Below are 25,244 nucleotides of genomic sequence, written 5' to 3'. Positions count from 1 at the left end.
AGTCTGAATAGTTAGATTGGATCAATTAAGTGCTTGTTTGGCTCAATTAATTTGAGTTAGACTCTAATTATTCTCCAGTTGGCTCAATTATCCCTGATTTACGCTCAATTCCATCATTTCATCGCACAAAAAGGCCGCCGACATCCCGCCGGCCCCACAATTACTCTTTATTTTCGATCCTTGGAAGTATGTCGCTCTTCCAATACGCCCAAAACTTCAGCAAACGGAAGCTTTTGTTCCTGCAAAAGGACAAGAAGGTGATAAATCAAGTCGGCGGCTTCCCATTTCAGTTCTTCTTTGTCGCGATTTTTCGCAGCAATGATCACCTCTGAAGCTTCTTCTCCGACCTTTTTCAATATCTTGTCCACACCTTTATCAAAAAGATAGGTAGTGTATGCTCCCTCAGGCATCTGCCGCTCTCGCTCGGCAATCAGCCCCTGCAGCACATTAAGTATTTCAGGAGATTTACTTCCTCCTGCTTTGCCCGGAACAACATCCCCGTAGGATGTTTTCCCTTCAGTGGCTGATCCATCGGTGACTGATCCATCGGTGGCTGGCACGTCGGTGACTGGCACCGAACTTATGGTGCCTGTAACCGAACCTCGCAGGGACTCACCTGTAACCGAACCTCGTAGAGGCTCTTCATCAACCGAACCTCGCAGTGATGCTTCCCCAGAAAAACAACTCTCAGCCCCGGTATGGCACGCAGGCCCCTTCGGATCGACAAACACGACGAGCGCATCATGGTCGCAGTCCATGCGGATGTCCACGACTTTTTGCGTGTTGCCGGACGTTTCACCCTTGTGCCAGAGCTCCTGGCGGGAACGGCTGTAGAATACCGTTTCACCAATCTCGAGTGTTTTTTTCAGCGACTCTTCATTCATATACGCAAGGGTAAGCACCGTTTTCGTACGGGCGTCCTGAACGATGGCCGGCACCAGCCCTTTTTCATCAAACTTTACGGAAGACACATTCATCGGATCACCACTCCTTTTTCTTTTAGCTCTTTCTTTACTTCTCTAACCGACGTTTCCTTATAATGAAAGATGCTGGCAGCAAGACCTGCATCTGCTTTTCCTTCTGTAAAAGCTTCATGGAAGTGCTGTGCATTCCCCGCTCCGCCGGATGCGATGACCGGAACCGTAACTGCTTCACTTACTGCTTTTGTCAGTGCCAGATTAAAACCGCTCTTTTCTCCGTCCTGATCCATGCTCGTCAGCAAAATTTCGCCTGCACCCCGCTTGACCGCCTCTTTCGCCCATGCCGTTACTTCCCACTCGGTCGGTTTCCTGCCCCCATGAGTATAGACACGCCAAGAACCAAGAGATTCATCATACTTGGCATCGATCGCTGTGACAATACATTGGGAACCGAAGTAATCAGCGCCTTCTGTAATGAGCTCAGGGCGCAAAAGTGCAGCTGTATTAACAGAAACCTTATCGGCGCCTGCTCGCAGCACACGTTTCATGTCTTCCAGTGAATTGATGCCTCCACCTACGGTAAACGGGATGGCGAGCTGGCTCGCCACCCGGTCCACAACATCGATCATCGTCTGCCGGCCTTCATGAGAAGCGGAAATATCAAGAAAGACAAGCTCATCCGCGCCTTCCCGGTCATAAAAAGCTGCAAGCTCGACCGGATCACCAGCGTCAATGAGGTTGACGAACTGTACGCCTTTTACAACTCTGCCTTCTTTGACATCAAGACAGGGAATGATTCGTTTTGTCAGCATTTATTTCACCTTCTCCAGCGCTTCCTCTAGTGTAAATCTGCCTGTGTACAGGGCTTTCCCGATAATCGCACCGCCGATGCCGCGGTGGTCTTTTTTCAGCGCCTCAAGATCAGCCAGAGAGCTGATTCCTCCTGATGCGATTACGTTTTTACCCGTTAGACCGGCTAGCTGGCCAATCGCTTCGGTGTTTGGCCCTTGCAGGGTACCGTCCTTCGAAATATCTGTAAAAATAAACGTCTCTGCTCCTTCATTCGACAGCCGCTCAGCAAGATCAGCCGCTTTAATCTCAGACATGTTCAGCCATCCTTCAGTCGCCACATAGCCGTCTCGAGCATCAATGCCAATTGCAATCCGTTCTCCGTAAGTACGAAGCATTTTTAGTACAAACTCCGGATTGGAAATCGCCGCGCTTCCCAAGATCACACGGTTCACTCCCTCTTCCAGATAGAAGGCCACATCCTCTTCCGTGCGTATTCCGCCTCCTATTTGTACAGAAACCTGAAGTTCTTTGGCGACTCGGACAGCATGCTGGTGATTGACCCTCTCCCCCGCCTTTGCACCATCAAGATCAACCATATGAATCCATTTTGCACCTGCTTCCGCGAATTGCTTGGCCATGTCAAAAGGGGAATCTCCATAAACGGTTTCCTGATTATAATCTCCCTGCAGCAGCCTTACGCATTTCCCGCCGCGCATATCAATGGCTGGATACAATAAAAATTCACTCATGCCTTCGCCTCCTCTGCCAGATTGCAAAAATTGCTTAAAATCGTCATGCCTACTTCTGAACTTTTTTCCGGATGAAATTGTGTACCGAAAATATTGTTCTGTCCGACTACAGCGGGCACGCTTTGGCCACCGTATTGGGCCTGGGCAATCAAACAATCGCTGTCACCCGTTTGGACCGCATAGGAATGAACAAAATAAACATAGCCTTCATCCAGGTTTTCAATCAGCGGAGAAGTTCGGTTGTACTCAAGCTTATTCCAACCCATATGCGGCACTTTGTACGTCTCACCGCTGCTCGTTTTTCCTGAGAAACGTTCGACTGTTCCGGGAAGCAGACCTAACCCTTTGGTGATGCCATTTTCCTCACTTTCTTCAAAAAGAAGCTGCATGCCGAGGCAGATACCGAGCAGCGGCTTTCCTGCAGCGGCTTCTTCTTTAATAAAATCTGCCAGCCCTGTTCCGTTTAAAATGGCCATGGCATCCTTAAACGATCCTACACCCGGCAGGAGAAGCTTATCTGCCTTTGCCAGCTCTTCTTTTTGATCAGAAAGAAAGTAAGGCTGATCAAGGCGTTTGAGGGCGGAACTTACGGAGTGCAGGTTCCCCATCCCGTAATCGATAATGCCGATCATTTATAACATCCCCTTTGTTGAAGGAACACCCTTCACACGGGGATCGATAAGGGTCGCTTCATCTAACGCTTTCGCGAAGGCCTTAAAGACGGCTTCAATCATATGATGGGTGTTTGTTCCGTAATGCACAATCACATGAAGATTCATTCGTGCTTCCAGTGCAAGCTTCCAGAAAAACTCGTGCACAAGCTCCGTATCAAATGTCCCTACCTTTTGAGAAGGAAATTCTGCGCGAAACTCAAGATGAGGACGGTTGCTTAAGTCGATGGCCACTTGGGCAAGGGTTTCATCCATCGGCACAAAAGCGTTCCCATAGCGCTTAATCCCCTTTTTATCGCCAAGTGCTTCCTTGATTGCTGTTCCAAGACAGATTCCAACATCCTCTGTCGTGTGGTGATCATCAATCTCCGTATCGCCTGTGGCTTTCACCGATAGATTAAATAAGCCATGCCGGGTAAACCCGTCCAGCATGTGGTTTAAGAAAGGAACAGGTGTGTCGATATCCGATTGTCCTTCGCCATCAATGGAAAACTCCAGGGCGATCTGCGTTTCTTTTGTATTTCTTTCTATTGAATAGGTTCGGTTACTCATGTTCGGTTTCCCCCAATCGCTTCTCTACTGCCCGTGCGTGTGCTTCCAGTCCTTCGAGCCGGGCAAATGCGGCTATCTTTTTAGCGTTATCCTTAATGGCTGTTTCACTGTACATGATGACACTTGATTTTTTCGTAAAATCGTCCACATTGAGCGGCGATGAAAAACGTGCGGTTCCACTGGTCGGCAAAACATGGTTGCTGCCGGCAAAGTAATCGCCAACAGGCTCTGAGCTGTTCGGGCCAAGAAAAATTGCTCCCGCATGTTTAATTTGCCCCAGCAGTTCCATTGGGCTTTCCGTCATCACTTCCAAATGCTCAGGAGCAATCTCATTGATCAAATCAATACCTTCTTTTAAGGTATCCACAAGATAGATGGCTCCATAATTCCGCACCGCTTCTTCTGCGATCTCTCTGCGTGGAAGCGTCTGCAGCTGCTTGTCCACTTCTTCTGCCACTTGTTCTGCCAGGACTTCTGATGTTGTTACCAAAACAGCCGCTGATCTTGGATCATGCTCCGCCTGTGACAGCAAGTCAGCCGCAATGTAGGAAGGATTGGCTGTCTGGTCCGCCAATACGGCGATTTCACTCGGACCTGCAATCATATCAATATCGACCGTTCCAAATACTTCACGTTTCGCGAGTGCCACATAAAGGTTTCCGGGTCCAACAATTTTATCTACGTTCTGGATCGTTTCTGTTCCATAAGCAAGAGCCCCGATGGCCTGTGCTCCGCCGCTTTTAAAGATCGCAGCCACTCCGCTTTCATTGGCGGCTACCAGTACACCAGCCGGGAGCTTGCCGTTTTTGTCAGGCGGAGAAATCAGCACGATCCGCTCTACGCCGGCCACCTTTGCTGGTGTTACACCCATAAGCACGGACGAAGGATAAGCTGCTGTACCACCGGGAACATACACGCCTACGGAATCAAGCGGTGTAATTTTCTGGCCAAGCACTGTACCATCCTGTCTAGTAAAAAACCATGATTGCTTTTTTTGCTGAACATGGTATTCCTCTATGTTTCTGGCGGCTTCTTTTATGATTTCAACCATTTCATCGTCGATTTCATCGTATGCCTGCTGAATTTCTTCTGGTGACACCTGCAATTCCTTCAGCTGCACCCCGTCAAACTTCTCTGTCAGCTCAAAAAGCGCGGCATCTCCCTGTTCTTTTACCTGGTTTAAGATACTTTTAACAGAAGAAAGCTGTGCTTCAGAATCCTGATCGATGTTTCGCTTTAAACTTTTTAAGTCTATCGCTCTCTCAATCTTCACAGTACTTCCTCCTTGCTCTCTACCACTTTGCTAAGACGTTCGACCAGCTCATCAATAACCCCTGCTTTCATGCGGTAGCTCGCTGGATTGATGATAATTCTGGATGTAATCTCCCGAATTTTCTCCATTTCTACAAGGCCATTCTCCTTCAATGTTCTTCCGGTAGAAACGATATCGACAATGCGGTCCGCCAATCCGATCAGCGGAGCGAGTTCAATGGATCCATTCAATTTGATGATCTCCACCTGTTCTCCCTGCTCCCGGAAATACTGTGCCGCCACATTCGGATATTTCGTCGCAATCTTGGGTGCCACTGAGTTTTCTCTTTGTCCGGGAAGTCCGGCCACAGCCAGATAACAGTCGCTGATTTTCAGGTCCAGGACTTCATATACATCCCGTTCTTCTTCAAGCATTACGTCTTTTCCAGCGATCCCTGCATCTGCAACGCCGTGCTCCACATAAGTGGGAACGTCCATGGGCTTGGCCAGGATAAAACGCATCCCTGCTTCTTCTATTTCAATAATGAGTTTTCTCGAATCTTCAAATTCGGGAGGCAGCGGATAACCCGCCTGGCGCAAAAGCTCTACTGCTTCCTGAAAAATCCGCCCCTTTGGCATTGCTACCGTTAATAAGCTGCTCATTGTATCTCCCCTTTCTCCGGTTTGCCGATATAATAAATGACTTCCTGAAAACGGCCGCTGTATTCATCAACGTTGCCGACCCCTGAAATATCCTGAACAATAGCAGATAGCCCTTTTTCGCGAAGTTCTCTTGATTTTTCGATGGCTTCTTTTCTGCGTTCCGGACTAAAAACGATGCATGTCCGAGGGTTAAGTGGCTCTTTCACGTTCAATGCCTCTATCAAGTAATCAAGCCGGATACCGAAACCGATCGCCTGCGCACTCCTGCCGAATTCACCGAGCAGCTGATCATACCTCCCTCCGCTGCATAGCGGAAAGCCTAGCTCATTGGTATATCCTTCGAATACGATACCCGTGTAATAGCTCATATGGCTGAAGAGCGTAAAATCAAGGACGACTTTATCTTTTACTCCGTACAAATCTAAAATTGAAAAAAGCTCTTGTAAATCAGCAACTGCTTTTTTCCCTTCAGGTGCTGACATACCTTTGGCCTCATCCAGGATCTCTTCCCCCCCTCGCAGGTGAAGCAGATCCAGCAATCGTTTTTTATCAATGGACGACAGTGCCAGGTTTTTCACATGACTGGCGTAGCCTACATAATTTTTTTCATATAAATATCGCAAAAGTTCTTCTGCTCGCTCAGCGTTTCCGAGCACTTCAAGAAAAAGTTCATTAAGGAACCCAATATGCCCCACGGCCACTTTAAATTCTTGCAGTCCTGCCTTTGAGAGGGCTGACACCATGAGCGCGATAACCTCCGCATCTGCACTTGATGTTCCATCGCCAATCAGTTCGACGCCTACTTGTTCAAATTCTGCAGGGCGGCCTCCTTCCCGCTGCTGTGAACGGAATACAGCAGAATCATACGCCAGACGAATGGGATACGAAACATCTTTCATGCTCGAAGAAACCACTCGGGCGATCGGCGCTGTCATGTCTGGCCTGAGGACGAGCGTTTTTCCTTCTGAATCCATTAGTTTAAAGAGCTGCTGATCCAAGATCGCAGATGCTTCGCCTACTGTATCGTAATATTCTAAAGTAGGGGTTTGAATGAACTGATAGCCCCATCCTTTGATCTCTTGTTCCATCACCTTACGAACCTGCTGTTTTACTTGATATAACACGGGAAGAGTATCTCTCATCCCCATTGGTTTTTCGAAAACAAACGGCTTTGACATTGACTCACACCTTCACTTTGCTTTAGTTCGCTAATATACTACCGAGATAAAATATACGTTGTAGTCTACACCTCTTTTTGTCATTCGTCAACCGAAAGAGCGGGAAGGCAACACTTGCAGGCTTGACCCTTTTATCGATAAAATACGTTACAGACGGATGAAAAAGGGAATACTTGATGGGAGCTAAAAACATAGGAATCACTGCAGTTAATTTAGTATTTCACAAAAAAACTCTACTATAAAGGAGCATACATAGTGATTAATCGCATTTTTTTCATCGGAATTATACTAGGAATTCCTTTATCTGTCGCCGCCAGCCTGATGCATTGGCCGGCAGTTGCTTCATTTATTATTTACTGCGTAACGATTGTTGCCCTGGCTTCATTCATGGGAAGAGCGACCGAGAGCCTTGCCATTACAGTTGGCCCCAGGGTCGGAGGGCTGCTTAACGCCACCTTTGGCAATGCAGTAGAGCTGATCATTTCTATTTTCGCCTTAAAAGCTGGATTAGTTTCAGTCGTGCTCGCATCTTTGACAGGTTCAGTATTGGGGAACCTTTTGCTTGTCGGGGGACTTTCGTTCTTTATCGGCGGCTTGAAGTTTAAACGGCAAAAGTTTAATGTGCATGATGCCCAGCACAACGCGGGATTAATGATTTTTGCCATTGTTGTAGCTTTTGTTTTCCCTGAAGTATTCTCATTGACACTTGATAATCACGAATCTTTTACATTAAGCATATGGGTTTCTGCGATCATGATCGTCCTTTACTTGGCTGCCCTCTACTTTAAGCTTGTGACTCATCGCGGCGTTTATGCCTATGACGAGGAAAGCGGAGAGCATGATGAAGAAGAAGCAGCAGAGTGGACTAAGAAGAAATCAATCAACGTTCTATTCCTCGCAACCTTGGCTGTTGCGTACATTTCAGAAAACCTCGTGCATACGTTTGAAGAAGTAGGCAGAGCACTTGGCTGGAGCGAAGTATTCATCGGGATTATCATCGTCGCAATCGTTGGTAATGCAGCGGAACATGCTTCTGCTGTATTGATGGCCTACAAAAACAAAATTGGAGTAACTGTTGAAATCGCCGTCGGTTCAACACTCCAGATCGCCATGTTTGTTGCTCCTGTTCTAGTTCTTGCTTCCATGTTCTTTGAGAAGCAGATGTCACTTGTCTTCTCACTGCCTGAACTCGTTTCGATGGTCTTGGCTGTGTTCCTGACCATCTCCATTACGAATGATGGGGATACCAACTGGTTTGAAGGATTGACCCTTCTCGCAGCCTACCTGATCATGGGTGTCGGATTCTATCTTTTGTAACAAAAGACATATTGTTTATCCAAGATGATGAATTAGGGTATGTTTGGATTGAAGAGGCCTATAAAAAGCCAGCTATCCCAACCCTGCTGTAAATAAAAAATGATTTGAGGGGCTCTCTCAAGCATCAGTATGAGAGGTTGACAATCGTAAAAAAAAGCTTCAACAGCGAGAACATGATGTTCCGCTGCTGAAGCCTTTTTTCATCCGAAGAAGATGTCCATGATCGTCCCGAGCTGCCCTTTCTTCCCTTCCAGAATGGACGGATTGTAAACCTCCACATATCCGCAGTTCTCACACGAAACAAACAAATAATGGTTATGCTGGATATCGAGAAGCTTGCTTAAGCCCGATCCTGTCATGGCAAGTTCCTTCGTTTGACATTGGTCATGCTGGCATTTCACACATTTAAATCTTGAGCGTATTTCATCCGTTACACGACTCATTATTCATCACCCTTTTTATGATTTTCTCTATCATACTTGTCCCTTACCGTGGATAAGGTAATAGTAATATATGTTTTTAAGGAAGGCGGTTATGATCGATGCCAGAAGTTATTCAGCTGGGGCTCTTACACTTGAACACTCAGCTTTTGCTCCTATTGTTATCTGGAATGTTTGCTTATGGAGTGGTGCATTTTAAAGCCAAAGAGGAAAACAAAGGGTATGCAGAAATCAATCTAGTCTGGAATGCCGCAACCCTTATCCTTTTCATATGGAAAATAAGCTATTTTTTTCTACACCCGTTATTGACGATTAAGCACCCCAGTTACCTTCTCTATTTCTCAGGAGGCACACCGGGGCTGGTTTTTGGGACGATCGCTGCTGGTTTGTATGTTTTAATTGCTCTGAGCAGAACGCATGCATCAGCATCCTCTTTATTATTCACTGGCACACTCTCCGGAACTGCCTTCTACATGTTTTACGAGGGTGTTCATGCTTTCTATGAAAAAAGCATCGTGTCCGCTGCCTTTTCCACCGTATCATGCGGGATATTTTTTGTTCTTTTTTTCATGAAAAACAAACTTTTTCACAGACTCAGCTCGCTTGTACTAGCAGCTCTTGTTTTGCTTTCTTTAGAAGGAACCGCCCCTATCGAGAATAAAAAGCTTCCAGCTGCTGAAGCAGGAGTATCAGGTTTGAAAAGAGGCAACACCCCGCCTGATTTCAAACTAAACTCTTTGGACGGGAAAACGATCTCACTTTCCCAATATAAAGGAAAAACAGTGTTTCTGAACTTTTGGGCCAGCTGGTGCCCTCCGTGCCAGGCTGAGATGCCGGAGATGCAGCGGTTTTATAAAGAACATCGAAGCAAAGATGTGGTCATTCTCGCCGTGAATCTTACCTCAGAAGATTCACGTGAAGCGGCCAAAACATTTGCCAAAAAGCATCACGTCACCTTCCCTGTTTTATATGATGAAAAGGGGAAGGTGGGTGGAAAGTATCATGCGTTTACCTTACCAACGACGTATGTCATAGACAAAAGCGGCACGATCGCCCAGCTTCATATTGGTCCCCTGAACGCAGACATGATGGAATCACTCATTCAATAGATCATTCACAGCTTTTTTTCCAGGATGATCTTTGGCTCTCCCTTTGCTGTCGGTAGCCCATCTTAAATCCAGCCAGCTCTCCATTCCGTGAAACGGCAGGATGGAGAGATTTTTCTTGCCCTCAAGCCCCGCGAACAATATTTTTCGGTCCTGTCTTCATAGAGCTGATGCAGTTTTTCATGATGGACCGCTTCAGATTCCGATATAAAATGATAGGTATCTTTCTTCTTTCGTCAGCTTCTCCCTACAGCGTTTTTCGAAAAGAATAGCAGTATCGTTCCCATCTGCTTTTCTTGCGCTTCATTTGTTTCACAAATCAGCCGGCTCTTATCATCGCCAGCTATCACCCCTTTTTCATGGAGAAAAAGACTTGAGGGCCTCTTTTAAGCATCAGTATGCGATGTCCATTATGATTGGAAATCAACAATATGCTTTAACAAAGCCAAACAAAATAAAAAAGGGGCTGTCCAGAAAGTCGAAAATTGACCTTCAGGCAGCCCCTTTTTGGCTTGAAAAATCTTCAATGAAAAGTTAATTGAAGTGGAAGATGCGAGACTCCTCGAAAATGAACTTCACATTTTCTTCGTGCGATAAAAAGCTGCCGGAGCCTTCCTTGTCCTGCGGGACTAGCGTGACAGGTGAGACTCCCGCCGGTGCTTGCACCAAAAAGTAGGCGTTCACGCCGGTAAGGCTCACCGCACGCCCCGCGAAAGTAGGAGCTCGCGCCGGTAAAAGCGAGCAGCCTGGAACGGAAATCAACAGCTTACAGACTTCTTGGACAGCCCCTTTTTCTCAGCAAAATTTAATGTTTTCTGCGCAGCCTTTTAACTTTTACAAATTGAGATACGAATTTTTCCACTTCTAAATCCCGGCATAATAAATAAAACCGGTGATGGTGTCCGTCCTTCATTTCAGACAGATGGCAATCCAGGTGTTCGTCCAATTCGTTCCGTGAAACGTTGACTGTATATTTTTTACCATGGTTCGGAATTTCGATGTTTACATGATTAAGGAAATGGAGTTCTTTCAGCAAATAAACCGTGGACTCAAGGAGTAGTTGGTACACTGCTTCTTCAGTGCCTAAGTAGTGTAAGTAGTCTTCCTTCCCGAGTGCAGAATGAGGTACAAGCCTGCGATAGGATGCATAATCACCATAATAATAGATACTGGCTTTATCATCATGCAGCTCATAGTGCTTTACAAATGCACTTCCTTTTAACCGGGAAACTGTAGTGCGAAAACGGTAAGCGTCTCTTGTTGCAAGAAGTTCTGTGTTGCTGCTGGCTTGGGATGCAGAATGTTGACCGATGGTGCTATCGTCCATGAGATGGCCTACTTTGAATGTATCTCTTACAAAAAATATAGAAAAAGATTTTCGATTCAAGTTTCTTCCCTCCTGCTTACCGAGTTGTCTTGTTTCTAGTATACTCCTTACGCAATAAAAACCCAAGAGCCGAAAGCACGACAAAATTCAACTTTTTTCCCGCTCCCGGCCTTCCATTTCTTCTTTCGTATAAATGATTTGCATGGGATTTCCGCCGACAAAGGCCCCTGCGGGTACGTCTTTATGAACGAGTGTGCCTGCAGAAACAACTGCACCATGTCCAATCGTGACCCCTGGAAGGATCGTGCTGTTTGCACCGATCATCACTTCATCCCCGATGGTCACATCACCAAGCCGGTACTCCCGGATCAAGTATTCATGTGCGAGAATCGTCGTGTTATAACCGATGACCGTATTTCGGCCAATCGAAATCCGCTCGGGAAACATGACATCCATCATCACCATCAGGGCGACCGCTGTATCTTCTCCTACCTTCATCCCGAGAAAAGTCCTATAGATCCAGTTTTTCACGGGCAGAAAGGGAGTATAGCGCGATACCTGGATGGCAGCAAAATTCTTTGCCACCTTCCAAAAAGGCACCGTGGCATAGACCTGGTAAAGCGAATTTTTGCCTTGAACAGGGTACCGTTCCGTTTTCCTCACTTTATTTCTCTCCTAAAATGGCCAGCAGGTCCGTCATTTCATCCAGCATATAATCTGGTGAAAACTCCTCAAGATACTCACGGCCACGGATGGTCCAGGCCACTCCTGCTGTTTTTGTCCCCGCATTTTTTCCTGACAGAATATCATACTTGCTGTCACCAATCATAATGGCTTCCTCGGGCTTGGCATTCAGTAGAGCCAGTGCTTTTTCCACAGGTTCCGCATCAGGCTTGGCCCGCTCCACATCATCGAGCGTAACGATCGTATCAAAATAGCAGTCAAGACCGGCAAGTTTAAGCCCCAGGTTAACGGAACGTCTCATCTTTGTGGTCACGATGCCAAGTTTGTAGCCGTTTTTATGCAGCGTCTCGATCGTTTCAATCACCCCTTCAAACTCTGTAACGAGTTCATCATGGTGAGAAAGGTTATGGTCTTTGTACGTTTCAATGAGCTCTTTGACTTGGTTCTTGTCAAAGTGCTCCATCGTTTCGGTCAGGGGCATCCCCATCAGAGGAATAATATGTTCGCGATTGTATTGTTCAGGGAAAAACTTATCAAGCGTATGAAGATAGGAGGCAATGATTAGTTCGTTCGTGTTGATAAGCGTTCCGTCTAAATCAAATAAAGCCGTATTGATTTTCATAGCATGAGAGTCCTTTCGTGTTGTTCTGTCTGGCTTTTACTTAAAGGGCAGCCGAGAGGGCTTACCCTTCCAGGTAGCGCTTCTCAGACAGTCCCGCTTTGCGGCGGTAGATGATTAAAATGATTGACACGGCGATCAGTACGAGAGAGATCACTTGAGCGATCCTTAATGTTGAGGTGAGCATCAAGCTGTCCGTCCGCAGTCCTTCAACAAAAAATCTTCCGATCGAATACCAGATGACATAGCCGAAAAACAGCTCACCCCGTTTGAGATTAGCTTTTCTTAACAACATCAGGATCACAAATCCCGCCAAGTCCCAAAGTGATTCATATAAGAAAGTAGGGTGATAGTACGTTCCATTAATGTACATTTGATTCACGATAAAGTCGGGTAGGTGCAGGGTGTTTTCCAAAAAGCTGCGGCTGACGGGGCCTCCGTGTGCTTCCTGATTCATAAAATTGCCCCAGCGTCCGATTCCCTGGCCGAGTATGATACTGGGAGCCGCGATGTCCGCCAGTTTCCAGAACGAGATGCCACGGATTTTTGAAAAAATAAAAGCGGTTAAAAAAGAACCGATGAGCGCCCCATGGATGGCGATGCCGCCTTCCCAGATGGCAATAATTTTTTCGGGATGCTTACTGTAGAAATCCCATTCAAACGCAACATAATATATCCGTGCACAGATAATGGCGATCGGCACTGCCCACATAACAACGTCCACGAACATATCTTTCCCAAGCCCGCGGCGTTCAGACTCCCTGACGGCAATCCAAAGCCCGAGCAAAGCTCCAAGCCCGATAATAACCCCATACCAATAGACGGTAATGGGGCCTAGTTCAAATGCAACCCGGTCAATCGGATGAATACTAGCGTCCACGATTCACACTTCCTTCTATCTATCTTTTTATATGATTTAGGCTGTTTTCGTAAAATTTGTTGCCCTTGGGAGTAGTTGATTTCCGTTTCAGGATGCTCGCTTTCCGTGGGGCGGGCGGTGAGCCTTACCGGCGCAAGCGCCTACCTCCTCAGCGCATGCGCCTGTGGGTCTCACCTGTCCCGCTTCTCCTAGCCGTAGTCTCGTCCCTTGCACTCCAATCAACTTATCAAAGAAGATTCTTTACTAAATCGTCCCAAAGCAAAAATCATTTAGAAAAGAGCCATGATTTATAAATCTTCTTCATCGCCAGACGCAATAGCATCAGTAAGTCTGTCGTTAAACTGCTTGGCAGCATTCATACCCATTCGTTTCAGGCGGAAGTTCATCGCAGCCACTTCTATAATGACAGCAAGGTTACGTCCCGGACGGACGGGCACCGTTAAAATCGGCACCTCAGCGTCCAGAATTGGCATGGTCTCTTCTTCAAGCCCAAGACGGTCGTATACCTTTTTGGAATCCCAGGTTTCCAGGTTGATAATGAGAGAAATCTTTTTATAGTTTCGAATCGCTCCCGCACCAAACAGCGTCATGACGTTGATGATACCGAGACCTCGGATCTCCAGCAGATGCTGGATCAGCTCAGGCGCACTTCCGACGAGAGTCTCTTCATCTTCCTGGCGGATTTCTACAGAATCATCCGCAACCAGACGATGTCCCCGTTTCACTAGCTCCAGCGCAGTTTCACTTTTTCCTACCCCGCTGTCTCCTTTAATGAGCACTCCGATTCCATATATATCAACCAATACACCATGAACAGCAGTCATTGGTGCTAGGCGGCTTTCCAAATAATTGGTCAGTCTGCTCGACAGGCGGGTAGTGGTCATTTTCGTCCGCATGATCGGCACGCCTGTCCCATGAGAGGCAATCAGCAGCTCTTTAGGCACTTCCATTTCCCTCGAGATAATAATGCCCGGTGTTTCATCCGTACACAGCTGTTCCATCCGCTCTATGCGAATTTGAGAAGGCAGTTCGCTGATAAAAGAAAGTTCTGTTTTTCCAAGAAGCTGAAGCCGTTCAGCAGGATAATAAGTAAAATACCCAGCCATCTCAAGTCCCGGACGGGAAATATCACTGGTCGTAATCGTGCGGTGCACACCTTCTTCCCCGCTGACCAGTTCAAGCTGAAATTTATCGATCAACTCTTTTGTATGTACTTTCGCCATGGTTTCCTCCTATTGTTCTTCCATTCAACTATTATTGTACACTAAGGGCAATAAGGTAACAAAATTCATTTTTCAAAAATATTCATATCCTTGCCATCCTGTAGCCCTAGTGTCTGCTATCATCCTGAAGCATATATACGAGTACGGCTTCCGTTAAAGAACACCGTTTTTTCATAGGCCATGCCGATTTTTTTTGCCACAGCAATGGACGCAGTATTCTTGGGATGAATAAGAGAGATCATCCTTCCATACTTCAGCTGAATCTTTCCGTAGGACATGAAAAAGGCAGCTGCTTCTGATGCAAACCCTTTCCCCCAAAAAGGTTTTGCCAGCCAATAGCCGATCTCCGTCTCTCTTCTCCCCTCCACAATCTGCCGGACCAGGCCAGCGTGCCCGATAGGCTCCCCTGTCTCTTTATGCAGTATGATATAAAGGCCCAAACCATTTTTGTAGCCTGGAAGGATCCAATTCTCTAAACTTTTCGTGGCTTCCTTTTTTGTTTTTGTTAACCCTTTCCCTATGTATTGAACAACATCAGATTGTCCCCATAGAGAAGCATAAAACTCCAAATCCTCCATCGAATACTCCCTGAACTGCAGCCTTTCAGATTCCATTTTTCGCCTCCTTCTGTTTGCTGTAAGCAAACTTGGTGCCTTGGTGCCTCGGTGCCTGGCACCACACCTCCTCGATTTAACTACCAAAAAAGCGCCCCTATCTGGAACGCTTCTTTTTTTGCATAGGTTCAATTATAAAATTTTGAATCAACAGGTTTAATACTGAGATAATGATCGCTGCCAAAAAGGCGGCGCCAAATCCGTCGATATTAAACTGATCTCCCATGACTTTCGCTGTCAGCATAAGCAGAATGGCGTTGATCACGATAAGAAACAGACCGAAAGACAATACGGTGACGGGGAGCGTCAGCAGGATCAGTATGGGCTTGATAAATAAGTTGAAAATGGAAAGGATGATGCTGGCTAAAAAAGCAGCACCGACCCCTTCCAGGTGAAAAGGCGGATAATAGCCTGCAACCACCATAAGAACTACAGTGTTCACAAGTAAAGAGATTAACCAGTTAAACATTTAGTGCACTTCACTTTCTTCAGGAATGATAAATATGGCAATCAAATAGCCGATAACAACAGGTGCTACAGCTGTCGCGATAAGGGCAACAATGACGATCAGACGAACAATTACAGGATCAATGGCGAAATAGTCAGCAATGCCCCCGCAGACACCGGCTAATTTCCGGTCACTAGAACGAACAAGTCTTTTCATGATGTCACTCCTTATTTAACCTTCAGGATGGCAATGGATCCTGTCTTGGCTTCCGCTTCCATACGGTAAGCCGGTTCGTTTCCTTTATTAGCAATAAAACGAAGAAACTTCTTGGTTACTTCCTTTTTTTGCTCCAAGACTTCCATTCCGTCAAAGTCACTGACAAGACCGCCAACATAGGTTTTTAAACTAGCCTCGACTTCCAGTGATTCAGGTAATTCTGCTTCTATTTTACCCGTGACAGTTTTTAATGATGCATACCCTGTCGCCGGAGTGTCTAAACGATAATAAATGGAGCCGTTGATCGTTTCGATTCGAATGTCATCCACCTGCCCGTTCAGCCGTACGGGACCGTTCATCGTCTCGGCGATCAGCTCTTTCCATTGGCTTTCCTTTAAGGTGATGCTGCCGTTTGACGCTTCGGCCTTCAGCTTCTCTCCACTGCAATTATTGACGAAAAGTGAGCCGATCGTGGTCTTTAAGGCCATCTGCCGGCCTTCACAATCACCGATCTTAATTCCGCCGTTGAACGTGACGAGCTTTACCTCCTGATAGTTTTTCCTCGGTACAGAGATGACCGCATTCACTTTCTGATGTTTATTTCTTGCATAAAAGCGAAGGCGAGTCGCATCACAATCATAAAACGTTTCGTTGCGGAACTTTGTTTTTGCTGCTGTCCCTTCAGGAATCTTGTAAACTTCCGCCTCACATTCAATCTGGACATCATTTCTGTCCCATGGAACAATCGTAATAGATCCATTATAAATCTCGATATCTATGGCTTCAAACATGACATGCCGGTCTTCAAAAATGTAGTGAACGTCCTCATGCGGGCCAAAATTCAGATCAAAATCAACCGTCTTGATCCGCTTAACGACCCTGTTGAAGAATTTGCCCATTTTAAAGCCCTTAGAAGGATCCTTTTTTGTATCCTTTGGTTTTTTAGTCAAAGTCCCGGATGGCAGCGCAAACGCTTTTTTATGGTTAACAGCAAGCAATAGCTTTTCAGCTTCCTCTGCTGAAATCTTGCCTTCATTAAGCATGTTTAAAATCATTTTTCGCTCTTCCATGTGAAATTGACGCCCCCTTCAATGTTTTAAAAACCGGCGCCGGCTGATTCTAGGCTGCTGTCTTCTGTTCCGGTCAATGGATGCTGAACTGCATCTATCGGGTAAAAACTTTAATTCCCTGAATAATATTCCACACCATCACGGCAAACGAAGTAAGGCCGAATAGAATAACACTGATAATAATCGCCGTCATGTTGAATTCCGTTTCAGCTGAAATGATAATCCCGAGCGGTATAGCGATGAGTGGAAAAAGATGTGATAAAAATGAGCGTTTGGCATGGTAGGTAACACCCTGGTCCTGCACAGCGAAATAAACCACTGCCGGGAAAAGAAAAGGTGCAAAAAACAGACTGAAATAACAAATGGCCGATAAAATACGCTTTACTTTTGGATTCATGCTGTGTTTCCTCCTGAACTATAGAACAATGAAAAGGACTACTTCTTGTAATTCTACTTAAGAAATATACATCCTTTAAAAATTCACATGTCGATTTGTTTTTTTCCCTTATTATAGGCTATCTTAGATGAGGATACTTCTTTTTTGGCAACCAGACCTTCCCTACCCATACTTGTAAGGGAAATCATATTGGAGGATAACATGTTTTCAACCCAAAAAGCGATAAAATCTTTCTTTACTTTTTTAACGATACTTATGCTGGCCGGAATCATATTTGGAGCCCTGGGCGATTCCAGCGCCGATTATTCTGCAGGAGAAAGGCTCATCGCGGCTATTATAGGTAGCCTGATCGTCCTGTTAATAAACTTTCTTATATACAAGCTATTACTTTTCCTAAAAAAATAGAAGAGCTCTGCGATTTATTTTATCGCAGGCTCTTAAATTTAAAGTGCCAGGCACCACCATTACACACTTGTGTAATCGCGGTGCCTGGCACTTGCTGTGAAAAGATTTATTTAGCCACCGATTCTTTTTGTTTCAGAATGGCGTCCATGCGCTTCTTATCGCGTTTGATGATCGGAGCAAGATAGCGGCCGGTATGTGATTCAGGTATGCCAGCCAGTTTCTCCGGCGTACCTGCACCGACGAGTGTTCCGCCTTTGTCTCCGCCTTCAGGGCCAAGGTCGATCAAATAGTCACACTGCTTGATGACATCAAGATTGTGTTCAATGACTACAACTGAATCTCCATTATCGACTAAGCGCTGCAGCACCTTTAACAAACGGGAGATATCATCCACATGAAGGCCGGTTGTCGGCTCATCCAGAATGTAGATCGTTTTTCCGGTAGAGCGCTTATGAAGCTGGGATGCCAGTTTCACCCGCTGTGCTTCTCCTCCGGAAAGGGTAGTTGCCGACTGGCCAAGCTTGATATAGCCTAGACCAACATCTAGAATAGTAGCCAGCTTTCGATTGATCTTTGGAATGTTGACAAAGAAATCTACACTTTCCTCAACCGTCATATCTAGAATATCCGCAATGTTCTTCCCTTTATACTTCACTTCAAGCGTTTCACGGTTGTACCGTTTTCCGTGGCATACTTCGCAAGGCACGTACACATCAGGAAGGAAATGCATCTCGATCTTGATGATCCCGTCTCCACGGCATGCTTCACAGCGGCCGCCTTTTACATTAAAGCTGAATCGGCCTTTTTTGTAGCCTCTGACCTTCGCTTCGTTGGTGGAAGCAAAGACATCCCGGATATCATCAAAAACACCTGTATAGGTAGCCGGATTGGAACGCGGTGTCCTTCCGATAGGCGACTGATCGATGTCAATGACTTTGTCCACATGTTCCAAGCCTTTAATTTCTTTATGAGCTCCTGGTTTATCCTTGGCTTTATGAAGCTTTTGAGCCAATGCTTTATGCAGGATTTCATTAACGAGCGTACTTTTTCCGGAACCGGAAACACCTGTTACCCCTGTAAAAAGTCCAAGAGGAATCTTTACCTTTACATTTTTCAGGTTGTTTTCGGAAGCTCCGATGACTTCAATGTTTCGGCCGTCCGGCTTTCTTCTCGCCTTTGGAAGCGGGATAAACTTTTTACCGGAAAGATACTGCCCGGTAAGAGAGTTCGGATCATCCATGATTTCATTCGGAGAGCCTTGGGCAGTAATGACGCCTCCATGAGCTCCAGCACCAGGGCCGATATCAATAATATAATCAGCGGCCAGCATCGTGTCCTCATCGTGTTCAACGACGATCAGTGTATTACCAAGGCTGCGCATCTCTTCAAGCGTGCGGATCAGCCGGTCGTTGTCCCGCTGATGAAGTCCGATAGAAGGCTCGTCCAAGATATACAGAACACCCATCAGCCTTGAACCGACCTGTGTTGCCAGACGGATACGCTGGGCTTCTCCTCCAGATAACGTTCCAGCTGCACGGTTTAGTGACAAATAATCCAGGCCGACGTTAACCAGGAACCCGATCCGGTCAACGATCTCACGTAAAATCAAGCGTGCGATCGCCTGCTCTTTTTCCGTCAGATCAAGATTTTCAAAGAATTCTTTCGCTTCTGTCACGGATAGAGCCGTGGCTTCACCGATATGCTGGCCGTTAATGAGAACAGCCTGCGATTCTTTTTTTAGACGGTAACCTTTGCAGGCAGGGCAGGCTTTCTGGCCCATATACCCTTCCATCTGTTCCCGGATGTAATCAGAACCTGTTTCTTTATAGCGGCGTTCAACATTAGCCAGAACGCCTTCAAAATAAATATCATTCGTTTTAATTTGTCCAAAATCATTTTTATAACGGAAACGGATTCTCTCCGTGTCACTGCCATAAAGTACTTTATCCAACTGCTCTTTAGGCAGGTCTTTAACAGGAGTGTCCATGTCGATTCCAAAATGAGTGCAAACACTTTTCAGGAGCTGCGGGTAGTATTGGGAGCTCACAGGTGTCCATGGGGCAATCGCGTTCTCATTTAAGGACAGGCTCCAATCAGGGATGACGAGCTCCGGATCCACTTCAAGCTTCATTCCAAGGCCGTCACATGAAGGACATGCCCCGAATGGGCTGTTAAAAGAAAACAGTCGCGGTTCGAGCTCACCAATTGAAAATCCGCAATACGGGCAGGCATGATTTTGGGAGAATAACAGTTCTTCTTCTCCCATGACATCGACCGTAACAGTCCCACTGGAGAGGTTCAGCGCCGTTTCGAGGGAATCAGCGAGACGGGTGGCGATTCCTTCTTTTACGACAATACGGTCGATGACCACATCAATCGAATGCTTTTTATTCTTTTCGAGCTTGATTTCATCACCGATGTCGCGCAGTTCACCATCCACTCTGACACGAACATAGCCTTGCTTTTTAATGTCTTCAAGCACTTTAACGTGTTCACCTTTGCGTCCGGAAACCACAGGTGCAAGAATCTGCAGCTTGGTACGTTCCGGATACTCGAGTATGCGGTCGACCATCTGTTCGATCGTCTGGGATGTAATCTCTATTCCGTGATTCGGGCAGACCGGACGACCGATTCGGGCAAAGAGAAGCCGAAGGTAGTCATAAATCTCTGTAACGGTCCCTACAGTCGAACGCGGGTTGCGGCTCGTCGTTTTCTGGTCGATCGAGATCGCAGGAGAAAGGCCTTCAATCGAGTCGACATCCGGCTTATCCATTTGGCCAAGAAATTGGCGCGCATAAGCAGACAAAGACTCAACATAGCGCCTTTGCCCTTCTGCATAAATGGTATCAAAAGCAAGTGAGGACTTGCCTGATCCTGATAGACCGGTCAATACGACCAGTTTATCCCTTGGAATGGTAATATCTATATTCTTTAAATTATGGGCGCGTGCACCCTTTACAATAATGTTTTGGTTTGTAGACAACTACAATCACCTTACCCTTCAGCCTTAAGCTCAAGAATCATATCACGAAGCTCTGCGGCGCGCTCAAACTGCAGATTTCTTGCTGCATCTTTCATTTCAACTTCGAGGCGTTCAACAAATGCATCGCGGTCTTTCTTGCTCATTTTTTGTTTTGGTGCTTTAGATGTATACTCCTCGGCTTCTTCAGCCGCTTGAGTGGCACTTATGACATCGTGCACTGCTTTTTTAATCGTTTGCGGCGTGATCCCGTGCTCCTCGTTATACTGCATCTGAACATTCCGGCGCCTCTGTGTTTCTCCGATGGCAATCTCCATGGATTTCGTAATACGGTCGGCATACATGATGACGTGGCCATTGCTGTTACGCGCTGCACGGCCCATCGTCTGGATGAGAGACCTTTCTGAACGAAGGAACCCTTCCTTATCGGCATCCAGGATCGTAACCAAAGATACCTCAGGAATGTCCAAACCTTCCCGCAGGAGATTGATCCCGACCAGCACGTCAAACACACCGAGCCTGAGATCTCTGATGATCTGAATCCGCTCCAGCGTTTTGATCTCGGAATGGAGGTATCTTACCTTTATACCCATTTCCTGCAGATAATCTGTCAGATCCTCGGACATTTTTTTCGTGAGCGTTGTTACGAGCACCCGTTCTTTCTTCGCCACACGATCATTGATTTCCCCGAGAAGGTCATCAATCTGCCCTTTGCTTTTCCTCACTTCGATGGTCGGATCTAGCAATCCTGTCGGGCGGATGATCTGCTGGATCGGTTCAGGGGCATGCTCCGCTTCATAAGGTCCTGGGGTCGCGGAAACGTATATATGCTGAAACTTATCTTTTCCTTCAAATTCATCAAACGTGAGCGGACGGTTGTCCTTGGCTGACGGCAGACGGAAGCCGTGCTCCACCAGTACATTCTTTCTTGCCTGGTCTCCGTTATACATTCCACGAATCTGCGGCAATGTAACATGGGACTCATCAATGACGATCATTGAATCATCAGGAAAATAATCAAGGAGAGTATACGGTGTAGATCCAATCGGGCGAAGCGTAAGGTGCAGGGAATAGTTTTCAATTCCTGAGCAGAAGCCCATCTCGCTCATCATTTCAATATCGTAGCGCGTACGCTGTTCAAGGCGCTGGGCTTCAAGCAGCTTCCCTGCGTCATTCAGCTCCTTCAGCCTCTCTTCCAGCTCGGCTTCGATCCGCTGAATGGCTAATTTCATTTTTTCTTCACGTGTTACGAAGTGGGATGCCGGGAAAATGGCAACATGGTTCCGTTCGCCGACAATTTCTCCAGTGAGGGCGTCCACCTCGGTAATCCGGTCGATCTCATCACCAAAGAACTCTACTCTGAGACAGCGTTCATCACGTGAAGCCGGGAAGATCTCCACAACATCTCCACGCACGCGGAAAGTACCGCGTGTGAAATTGATATCATTTCGGTTGTACTGGATATCTACCAAATCACGCAGAAGCTGGTCCCTGTCTCTTTCCATGCCTGTACGCAAGGAAATAACCAGGCTTTTGTACTCTTCCGGTGAACCCAGGCCATATATGCAGGAAACACTGGAAACGATGATAACGTCCTTCCGTTCAAATAACGAAGAGGTGGCACTGTGTCTGAGTTTATCAATTTCGTCGTTGATGCTCGCATCTTTTTCAATGAACGTATCGGACTGCGGGATATATGCTTCCGGCTGATAGTAATCGTAGTAGCTCACAAAGTATTCAACCGCGTTATTCGGAAAGAATTCTTTGAACTCACTGTACAGCTGTCCAGCCAATGTTTTGTTATGGGCGATAACCAGCGTTGGTTTATTCACCTCTTTTATGACATTTGAAACCGTAAATGTCTTACCTGTACCTGTGGCGCCAAGCAGTGTCATTTTTTGCTTCTTCTCTTTGATTCCCTGAACCAGCTTGCGGATCGCTTTAGGCTGGTCTCCCTGCGGTTCGTAAGAAGAAACGAGCTGAAAAGGCTCACTCATTTCACAACCTCCGTTCCTAAATTTTGCTAATAAGATTATAACACAGCTGACCTGTGAAACTCTAATTTTTACGAACAAATATTCGTGCGTTAAATGCTGGAAAAAACATTTAAGTCTATAAAATGTCTTTTCTTTACTTCTTCTTTTGGTGTACACTTTTGAATGTTGCACAGAACGTCAAAAGGAGAATGCATCATGGATTTGCTCTATATTTTCCTGGGTCTTGCTGTTGGGATTATTTCTGGGTTTTTCGGACTTGGGGGAGGCTTTGTTTTAACCCCTGTTTTAATATTGTTTGGCTATGAGCCGGTTACCGCGATCGCGACCAGTCTCATGTATTCGATCGGGACGAGTGTTTCAGGAGTATTTGCTCATCTTCGCATGAAGAATATCTATTGGAAAACAGCCATCACCCTTGGCTTGTCAGGAGTACTTGCCACACAGGCTGCACACCCTGTTGTCATGTGGCTTAGCGAAAAGCATTGGGATAAAATTGTAATACCGGCCTTATATATCATACTGATGGGATACTTTGCTGTTCAGCTGCTCAGGAAAAAGAAATATACAATTACTGCTGAGATGCCGGCGGAAAATGCCTTTTCAATGACGAAAGCGCTGATGATTGGGTTTACTGGCGGATTTCTTTCGACCACCCTTGGAGTCGGCGGCGGCTTTGTCATGGTTCCACTGATGATTTCCGTATTAAAACTTGAACCAAGAAAAGCAGTTGGGACAAGCCTTGTCAGTGTTTTTGCCATTGTTTCAGCAGGGTTCCTGACCTATGCACAATCGATCACGCTGAACTATCACATCGGCATCCTTTTAATCATCGGCGCATTGATCGGCGCTCAGCTGGGGGCCAGACTAACCTCGCTCTATCAAAATCATCAAATGGAAACGTATCTCGGCGGAATCTATGCCGCAACAATCGTATCCGTCTTTCTGCAGCTTTTACACTTCGGCCATATCGGCCTCGGCGTTGTTTCGGTCTATATTATCATACTGCTCCTTGTTTTTTTAAAGGATTCAGCTCGCTACTGGCGAAAAAAAGCGTCCGCCCCTTCTTGAGGCGAACGCTTTTATTTCATTTTACGCGCTTGTTTTTTATGGATGTTTAAACCGAGCCAATATCCGGCCAATACAGAACATAGTGCTGTTGCCTGCAGATACAGCGGCTGATTCAGGCCATCGAACGCAAACAGCAAAATTAGCAATGTAATCATGACAGGCAGATACTTTGAAAAGAGCACCCGGTTAAAAAGAAGCTGTAAAACAATCGGCAAAAGCGCTGCCAGTAACACCTCAACCATACGTGCATACCCCTATCTGTTCAAATACTTCCTCATTCACTATACCACATCATTTAAAGCATAAAAAAACCAAAACCGTTATGGCTCTGGCTTAAAAAGGGGGGGTGAGTTGCTTCAAAATGCTTTTACCCTTCGCAGAACAAAATCAAACCTAAACCCTTTAAATTTTTTTGAAATAGGTTTTAAAGTATAACCACTGCGGGAATTAACAGAATATCCCCTTAAATTATCATTCTAAAACTGAGGAGGTCTGCCTATGAATACTCGCAGGGTTATTGGCATTTACCCATCAGAGAAAAAAGTATTAAACAAGCTTAAACTATTAAAAAAAGACGGAATGGACACGAAGCATATGATGATTGTAGGACCTTACGAAACAAGCAAGCTCCCGCCCTCTGAAAAAAACACCCACCAAAAACTGGTCAAGATTGGTGTATCTGAAAGCGAGGCCAAGTTATACTCGGCTATCCTTAATCAGGGACAGTACATTTTACTGAACACTGTGATCCAGCAGGAATATCTGGCGTAGAAAAAAAAGCATAATGCCTCAACTCCTTCATAGATTGATATGAAGAGGGGGCACATAAGAAATGAATGAATCCGATCAGGTTAAAGCACTGAACCAACTGCTTGAAATCATCCATTATAAAGGCAATAAGAGAAGGCTGCCGTTTTTGCTTATGCAGCAAAAGAAGCGGAAACTGCCATACAAAACCCTGCGTCCTTGACGCAGGGTTTTATCATTTGATCAGTTCAATACCGTTAAAATATCCTTGGGATGGAAAACCATAAAATCCGGTTTTTCCTTTTCTGCAGCTTCCCTTGCGTCATAGCCCCAGCCTACCCAGATGATTTTAATGCCGCTTTTTCTGCAGGCAGCAATATCTCTGGCTTCATCGCCGACATAGATCACTTCTTCCTTGGCCATTCCGTTCTTTTTAAGATAGCTTTTAATATGGCGATCCTTACCAAAAAGCCGGGTGGAGCAAATGATCTCTTCCATATGGTGGAGGCGGTTTCGGGATAGAAAGGCTTCAACATTCTTTTTCGAATTGGAAGATATTATGGCCGACTTGTATCCCCTCCTGTTTACTTCTGATAAAAGTTCAGCCATGCCTGGGACCAGTGTCACATCCCCTAATGCTTGATTATAAAGCTCGTAAAATTCAGCGCTCGATGCTGGTATTTTGTGCATTGGGAAATTCAGATGTTTGATCCTTTCCATCATCGAAAGCTTCCTCAAAAACTCCATCTCTTCAACATCTACTTTCCGAAAACCATGCTTTGCTGCCAGCTGATTAAACACCGATAAGAACACGAGCCTTGAGTCAGCGAGCGTGCCATCAAAATCAAAAATAACAGACTTTATCATAAATAAGGGTTCTCCTTATCGTACGGCTTATTGTGTATTATAGAGGAGAGACATCCTGTTTGT

The 25,244-nt window shown here is 45.9% G+C and carries 31 protein-coding genes; 6 read left to right on the top strand and 25 right to left on the bottom strand.

Features of this window, described 5'->3' with window-relative positions; translation table 11 throughout:
- Positions 1-167 precede the first annotated feature (167 nt).
- The 8 genes from hisI to AR335_RS16540 are packed head-to-tail and all read right to left on the bottom strand — an operon-like array spanning position 168 to position 6,776.
- The gene (hisI, locus tag AR335_RS16575) at positions 168-977 is read right to left on the bottom strand and encodes a phosphoribosyl-AMP cyclohydrolase (RefSeq protein WP_062237966.1); all 810 of its coding nucleotides are present in this window, start codon (positions 975-977) and stop codon (positions 168-170) included.
- Positions 974-1,732, bottom strand: coding sequence for an imidazole glycerol phosphate synthase subunit HisF (hisF, locus tag AR335_RS16570; protein ID WP_053357078.1), 759 nt, complete (start codon positions 1,730-1,732; stop codon positions 974-976). The genes hisI and hisF overlap by 4 nt, the downstream gene beginning before the upstream one ends.
- Positions 1,733-2,461, bottom strand: a complete 729-nt coding sequence (gene hisA / locus AR335_RS16565) for a 1-(5-phosphoribosyl)-5-[(5-phosphoribosylamino)methylideneamino]imidazole-4-carboxamide isomerase (RefSeq protein ID WP_062237963.1) — start codon at positions 2,459-2,461, stop codon at positions 1,733-1,735.
- Positions 2,458-3,093: an imidazole glycerol phosphate synthase subunit HisH gene (gene hisH, locus AR335_RS16560; RefSeq protein ID WP_053357076.1), complete on the bottom strand. Its 636-nt coding sequence runs from the start codon at positions 3,091-3,093 to the stop codon at positions 2,458-2,460. Before hisH ends, hisA begins: the two co-directional genes overlap by 4 nt.
- Positions 3,094-3,684, bottom strand: coding sequence for an imidazoleglycerol-phosphate dehydratase HisB (gene hisB / locus AR335_RS16555; RefSeq protein WP_062237961.1), 591 nt, complete (start codon positions 3,682-3,684; stop codon positions 3,094-3,096).
- Positions 3,677-4,957 (bottom strand): histidinol dehydrogenase, encoded by a 1,281-nt coding sequence (gene hisD, locus AR335_RS16550; protein WP_062237959.1) that lies wholly within the window; start codon positions 4,955-4,957, stop codon positions 3,677-3,679. Before hisD ends, hisB begins: the two co-directional genes overlap by 8 nt.
- Positions 4,954-5,598, bottom strand: a complete 645-nt coding sequence (hisG, locus tag AR335_RS16545) for an ATP phosphoribosyltransferase (RefSeq protein WP_062237957.1) — start codon at positions 5,596-5,598, stop codon at positions 4,954-4,956. The genes hisD and hisG overlap by 4 nt, the downstream gene beginning before the upstream one ends.
- Positions 5,595-6,776, bottom strand: a complete 1,182-nt coding sequence (locus AR335_RS16540; protein WP_062237946.1) for an ATP phosphoribosyltransferase regulatory subunit — start codon at positions 6,774-6,776, stop codon at positions 5,595-5,597. The genes hisG and AR335_RS16540 overlap by 4 nt, the downstream gene beginning before the upstream one ends.
- Before the next feature lie 252 nt (positions 6,777-7,028).
- On the opposite strand from AR335_RS16540, the gene cax reads away from it, so the two are divergent.
- Positions 7,029-8,093 (top strand): calcium/proton exchanger, encoded by a 1,065-nt coding sequence (gene cax, locus AR335_RS16535; RefSeq protein ID WP_255357595.1) that lies wholly within the window; start codon positions 7,029-7,031, stop codon positions 8,091-8,093.
- 200 nt (positions 8,094-8,293) lie between these two features.
- On the opposite strand, the gene AR335_RS16530 is transcribed toward cax, so the two are convergent.
- Positions 8,294-8,536 (bottom strand): zinc ribbon domain-containing protein, encoded by a 243-nt coding sequence (locus tag AR335_RS16530; RefSeq protein WP_053357070.1) that lies wholly within the window; start codon positions 8,534-8,536, stop codon positions 8,294-8,296.
- A gap of 98 nt (positions 8,537-8,634) precedes the next feature.
- On the opposite strand from AR335_RS16530, the gene AR335_RS16525 reads away from it, so the two are divergent.
- A complete protein-coding gene (locus AR335_RS16525; RefSeq protein ID WP_062237944.1) occupies positions 8,635-9,642 on the top strand; it encodes a peroxiredoxin family protein in 1,008 nt (335 codons plus the stop codon).
- Here AR335_RS16525 and AR335_RS24275 read toward each other — a convergent pair.
- The 12 genes from AR335_RS24275 to AR335_RS16475 form a co-directional block, all read right to left on the bottom strand.
- Positions 9,628-9,780: a hypothetical protein gene (locus AR335_RS24275; protein ID WP_156419047.1), complete on the bottom strand. Its 153-nt coding sequence runs from the start codon at positions 9,778-9,780 to the stop codon at positions 9,628-9,630. The two genes, AR335_RS16525 and AR335_RS24275, sit on opposite strands and share 15 nt — an antisense overlap.
- A 393-nt stretch (positions 9,781-10,173) precedes the next feature.
- The gene (locus AR335_RS24270; protein ID WP_156419046.1) at positions 10,174-10,401 is read right to left on the bottom strand and encodes a hypothetical protein; all 228 of its coding nucleotides are present in this window, start codon (positions 10,399-10,401) and stop codon (positions 10,174-10,176) included.
- Positions 10,402-10,444: 43 nt separating this feature from the next.
- Positions 10,445-11,026, bottom strand: coding sequence for a hypothetical protein (locus AR335_RS16520; RefSeq protein ID WP_062237942.1), 582 nt, complete (start codon positions 11,024-11,026; stop codon positions 10,445-10,447).
- A gap of 87 nt (positions 11,027-11,113) precedes the next feature.
- A complete protein-coding gene (locus tag AR335_RS16515; RefSeq protein WP_062237940.1) occupies positions 11,114-11,629 on the bottom strand; it encodes an acyltransferase in 516 nt (171 codons plus the stop codon).
- A 1-nt stretch (position 11,630) separates the two neighbouring features.
- A complete protein-coding gene (gene ppaX, locus AR335_RS16510; RefSeq protein ID WP_062237938.1) occupies positions 11,631-12,272 on the bottom strand; it encodes a pyrophosphatase PpaX in 642 nt (213 codons plus the stop codon).
- Between the two features lie 61 nt (positions 12,273-12,333).
- The gene (lgt, locus tag AR335_RS16505) at positions 12,334-13,149 is read right to left on the bottom strand and encodes a prolipoprotein diacylglyceryl transferase (protein ID WP_062237936.1); all 816 of its coding nucleotides are present in this window, start codon (positions 13,147-13,149) and stop codon (positions 12,334-12,336) included.
- Positions 13,150-13,436: 287 nt separating this feature from the next.
- On the bottom strand, positions 13,437-14,372 hold the full coding sequence (gene hprK, locus AR335_RS16500; RefSeq protein ID WP_062237934.1) for an HPr(Ser) kinase/phosphatase: 936 nt from the start codon (positions 14,370-14,372) through the stop codon (positions 13,437-13,439).
- 119 nt (positions 14,373-14,491) lie between these two features.
- On the bottom strand, positions 14,492-14,986 hold the full coding sequence (locus AR335_RS16495) for a GNAT family N-acetyltransferase (protein ID WP_062237930.1): 495 nt from the start codon (positions 14,984-14,986) through the stop codon (positions 14,492-14,494).
- A 97-nt stretch (positions 14,987-15,083) separates the two neighbouring features.
- A complete protein-coding gene (locus tag AR335_RS16490; RefSeq protein ID WP_053357062.1) occupies positions 15,084-15,455 on the bottom strand; it encodes a phage holin family protein in 372 nt (123 codons plus the stop codon).
- Positions 15,456-15,650 (bottom strand): PspC domain-containing protein, encoded by a 195-nt coding sequence (locus AR335_RS16485; RefSeq protein ID WP_175501768.1) that lies wholly within the window; start codon positions 15,648-15,650, stop codon positions 15,456-15,458. It lies immediately after the preceding gene.
- A gap of 11 nt (positions 15,651-15,661) precedes the next feature.
- On the bottom strand, positions 15,662-16,720 hold the full coding sequence (locus AR335_RS16480) for a DUF4097 family beta strand repeat-containing protein (RefSeq protein WP_062237928.1): 1,059 nt from the start codon (positions 16,718-16,720) through the stop codon (positions 15,662-15,664).
- A 94-nt stretch (positions 16,721-16,814) separates the two neighbouring features.
- Complete coding sequence (locus tag AR335_RS16475) at positions 16,815-17,117, bottom strand: hypothetical protein (RefSeq protein WP_053357059.1); 303 nt, start codon at positions 17,115-17,117, stop codon at positions 16,815-16,817.
- 201 nt (positions 17,118-17,318) lie between these two features.
- Between AR335_RS16475 and AR335_RS16470 the strand changes: the two genes are divergently transcribed.
- Positions 17,319-17,522, top strand: a complete 204-nt coding sequence (locus AR335_RS16470; RefSeq protein ID WP_062237926.1) for a hypothetical protein — start codon at positions 17,319-17,321, stop codon at positions 17,520-17,522.
- A gap of 106 nt (positions 17,523-17,628) precedes the next feature.
- On the opposite strand, the gene uvrA is transcribed toward AR335_RS16470, so the two are convergent.
- Together uvrA and uvrB are read right to left on the bottom strand one after the other, a co-directional pair.
- The gene (uvrA, locus tag AR335_RS16465; RefSeq protein WP_062237924.1) at positions 17,629-20,505 is read right to left on the bottom strand and encodes an excinuclease ABC subunit UvrA; all 2,877 of its coding nucleotides are present in this window, start codon (positions 20,503-20,505) and stop codon (positions 17,629-17,631) included.
- Between the two features lie 11 nt (positions 20,506-20,516).
- On the bottom strand, positions 20,517-22,499 hold the full coding sequence (gene uvrB, locus AR335_RS16460; protein WP_062237922.1) for an excinuclease ABC subunit UvrB: 1,983 nt from the start codon (positions 22,497-22,499) through the stop codon (positions 20,517-20,519).
- A gap of 195 nt (positions 22,500-22,694) precedes the next feature.
- On the opposite strand from uvrB, the gene AR335_RS16455 reads away from it, so the two are divergent.
- Positions 22,695-23,567, top strand: coding sequence for a sulfite exporter TauE/SafE family protein (locus AR335_RS16455; protein WP_062237919.1), 873 nt, complete (start codon positions 22,695-22,697; stop codon positions 23,565-23,567).
- Positions 23,568-23,578: 11 nt separating this feature from the next.
- Here AR335_RS16455 and AR335_RS16450 read toward each other — a convergent pair whose 3' ends face one another.
- The gene (locus tag AR335_RS16450; RefSeq protein WP_062237917.1) at positions 23,579-23,809 is read right to left on the bottom strand and encodes a DUF2198 family protein; all 231 of its coding nucleotides are present in this window, start codon (positions 23,807-23,809) and stop codon (positions 23,579-23,581) included.
- 256 nt (positions 23,810-24,065) lie between these two features.
- Between AR335_RS16450 and AR335_RS16445 the strand changes: the two genes are divergently transcribed.
- Together AR335_RS16445 and AR335_RS24265 are read left to right on the top strand one after the other, a co-directional pair.
- On the top strand, positions 24,066-24,338 hold the full coding sequence (locus AR335_RS16445; protein ID WP_062237915.1) for a hypothetical protein: 273 nt from the start codon (positions 24,066-24,068) through the stop codon (positions 24,336-24,338).
- Positions 24,339-24,399: 61 nt separating this feature from the next.
- Entirely contained in the window at positions 24,400-24,537 is a 138-nt protein-coding gene (locus AR335_RS24265; protein WP_156419044.1) for a hypothetical protein, read from the top strand.
- A gap of 20 nt (positions 24,538-24,557) precedes the next feature.
- On the opposite strand, the gene AR335_RS16440 is transcribed toward AR335_RS24265, so the two are convergent.
- Positions 24,558-25,181 carry an HAD-IA family hydrolase gene (locus AR335_RS16440; protein WP_062237911.1) on the bottom strand — a complete coding sequence of 208 codons (624 nt, stop codon included), beginning with the start codon at positions 25,179-25,181 and terminating at the stop codon, positions 24,558-24,560.
- Between the last annotated feature and the right edge of the window lie 63 nt (positions 25,182-25,244).

Source organism: Fictibacillus sp. FJAT-27399 (assembly GCF_001510655.1).
Lineage (GTDB): Bacteria > Bacillota > Bacilli > Bacillales > Fictibacillaceae > Fictibacillus_C > Fictibacillus_C marinisediminis.
This window is presented reverse-complemented; position numbering and strand designations above follow the sequence as displayed.

Coding starts and splice junctions, on each gene's coding strand:
- hisI (WP_062237966.1), bottom strand. CDS start 977: ATGAATGTGTCTTCCGTAAAGTTTGATGAAAAAGGGCTGGTGCCGGCC.
- hisF (WP_053357078.1), bottom strand. CDS start 1,732: ATGCTGACAAAACGAATCATTCCCTGTCTTGATGTCAAAGAAGGCAGA.
- hisA (WP_062237963.1), bottom strand. CDS start 2,461: ATGAGTGAATTTTTATTGTATCCAGCCATTGATATGCGCGGCGGGAAA.
- hisH (WP_053357076.1), bottom strand. CDS start 3,093: ATGATCGGCATTATCGATTACGGGATGGGGAACCTGCACTCCGTAAGT.
- hisB (WP_062237961.1), bottom strand. CDS start 3,684: ATGAGTAACCGAACCTATTCAATAGAAAGAAATACAAAAGAAACGCAG.
- hisG (WP_062237957.1), bottom strand. CDS start 5,598: ATGAGCAGCTTATTAACGGTAGCAATGCCAAAGGGGCGGATTTTTCAG.
- AR335_RS16540 (WP_062237946.1), bottom strand. CDS start 6,776: ATGTCAAAGCCGTTTGTTTTCGAAAAACCAATGGGGATGAGAGATACT.
- AR335_RS16530 (WP_053357070.1), bottom strand. CDS start 8,536: ATGAGTCGTGTAACGGATGAAATACGCTCAAGATTTAAATGTGTGAAA.
- AR335_RS16525 (WP_062237944.1), top strand. CDS start 8,635: ATGCCAGAAGTTATTCAGCTGGGGCTCTTACACTTGAACACTCAGCTT.
- ppaX (WP_062237938.1), bottom strand. CDS start 12,272: ATGAAAATCAATACGGCTTTATTTGATTTAGACGGAACGCTTATCAAC.
- hprK (WP_062237934.1), bottom strand. CDS start 14,372: ATGGCGAAAGTACATACAAAAGAGTTGATCGATAAATTTCAGCTTGAA.
- AR335_RS16495 (WP_062237930.1), bottom strand. CDS start 14,986: ATGGAATCTGAAAGGCTGCAGTTCAGGGAGTATTCGATGGAGGATTTG.
- AR335_RS16490 (WP_053357062.1), bottom strand. CDS start 15,455: ATGTTTAACTGGTTAATCTCTTTACTTGTGAACACTGTAGTTCTTATG.
- AR335_RS16485 (WP_175501768.1), bottom strand. CDS start 15,650: ATGAAAAGACTTGTTCGTTCTAGTGACCGGAAATTAGCCGGTGTCTGC.
- AR335_RS16480 (WP_062237928.1), bottom strand. CDS start 16,720: ATGGAAGAGCGAAAAATGATTTTAAACATGCTTAATGAAGGCAAGATT.
- AR335_RS16475 (WP_053357059.1), bottom strand. CDS start 17,117: ATGAATCCAAAAGTAAAGCGTATTTTATCGGCCATTTGTTATTTCAGT.
- AR335_RS16470 (WP_062237926.1), top strand. CDS start 17,319: ATGTTTTCAACCCAAAAAGCGATAAAATCTTTCTTTACTTTTTTAACG.
- uvrB (WP_062237922.1), bottom strand. CDS start 22,499: ATGAGTGAGCCTTTTCAGCTCGTTTCTTCTTACGAACCGCAGGGAGAC.
- AR335_RS16455 (WP_062237919.1), top strand. CDS start 22,695: ATGGATTTGCTCTATATTTTCCTGGGTCTTGCTGTTGGGATTATTTCT.
- AR335_RS16450 (WP_062237917.1), bottom strand. CDS start 23,809: ATGGTTGAGGTGTTACTGGCAGCGCTTTTGCCGATTGTTTTACAGCTT.
- AR335_RS16445 (WP_062237915.1), top strand. CDS start 24,066: ATGAATACTCGCAGGGTTATTGGCATTTACCCATCAGAGAAAAAAGTA.
- AR335_RS24265 (WP_156419044.1), top strand. CDS start 24,400: ATGAATGAATCCGATCAGGTTAAAGCACTGAACCAACTGCTTGAAATC.
- AR335_RS16440 (WP_062237911.1), bottom strand. CDS start 25,181: ATGATAAAGTCTGTTATTTTTGATTTTGATGGCACGCTCGCTGACTCA.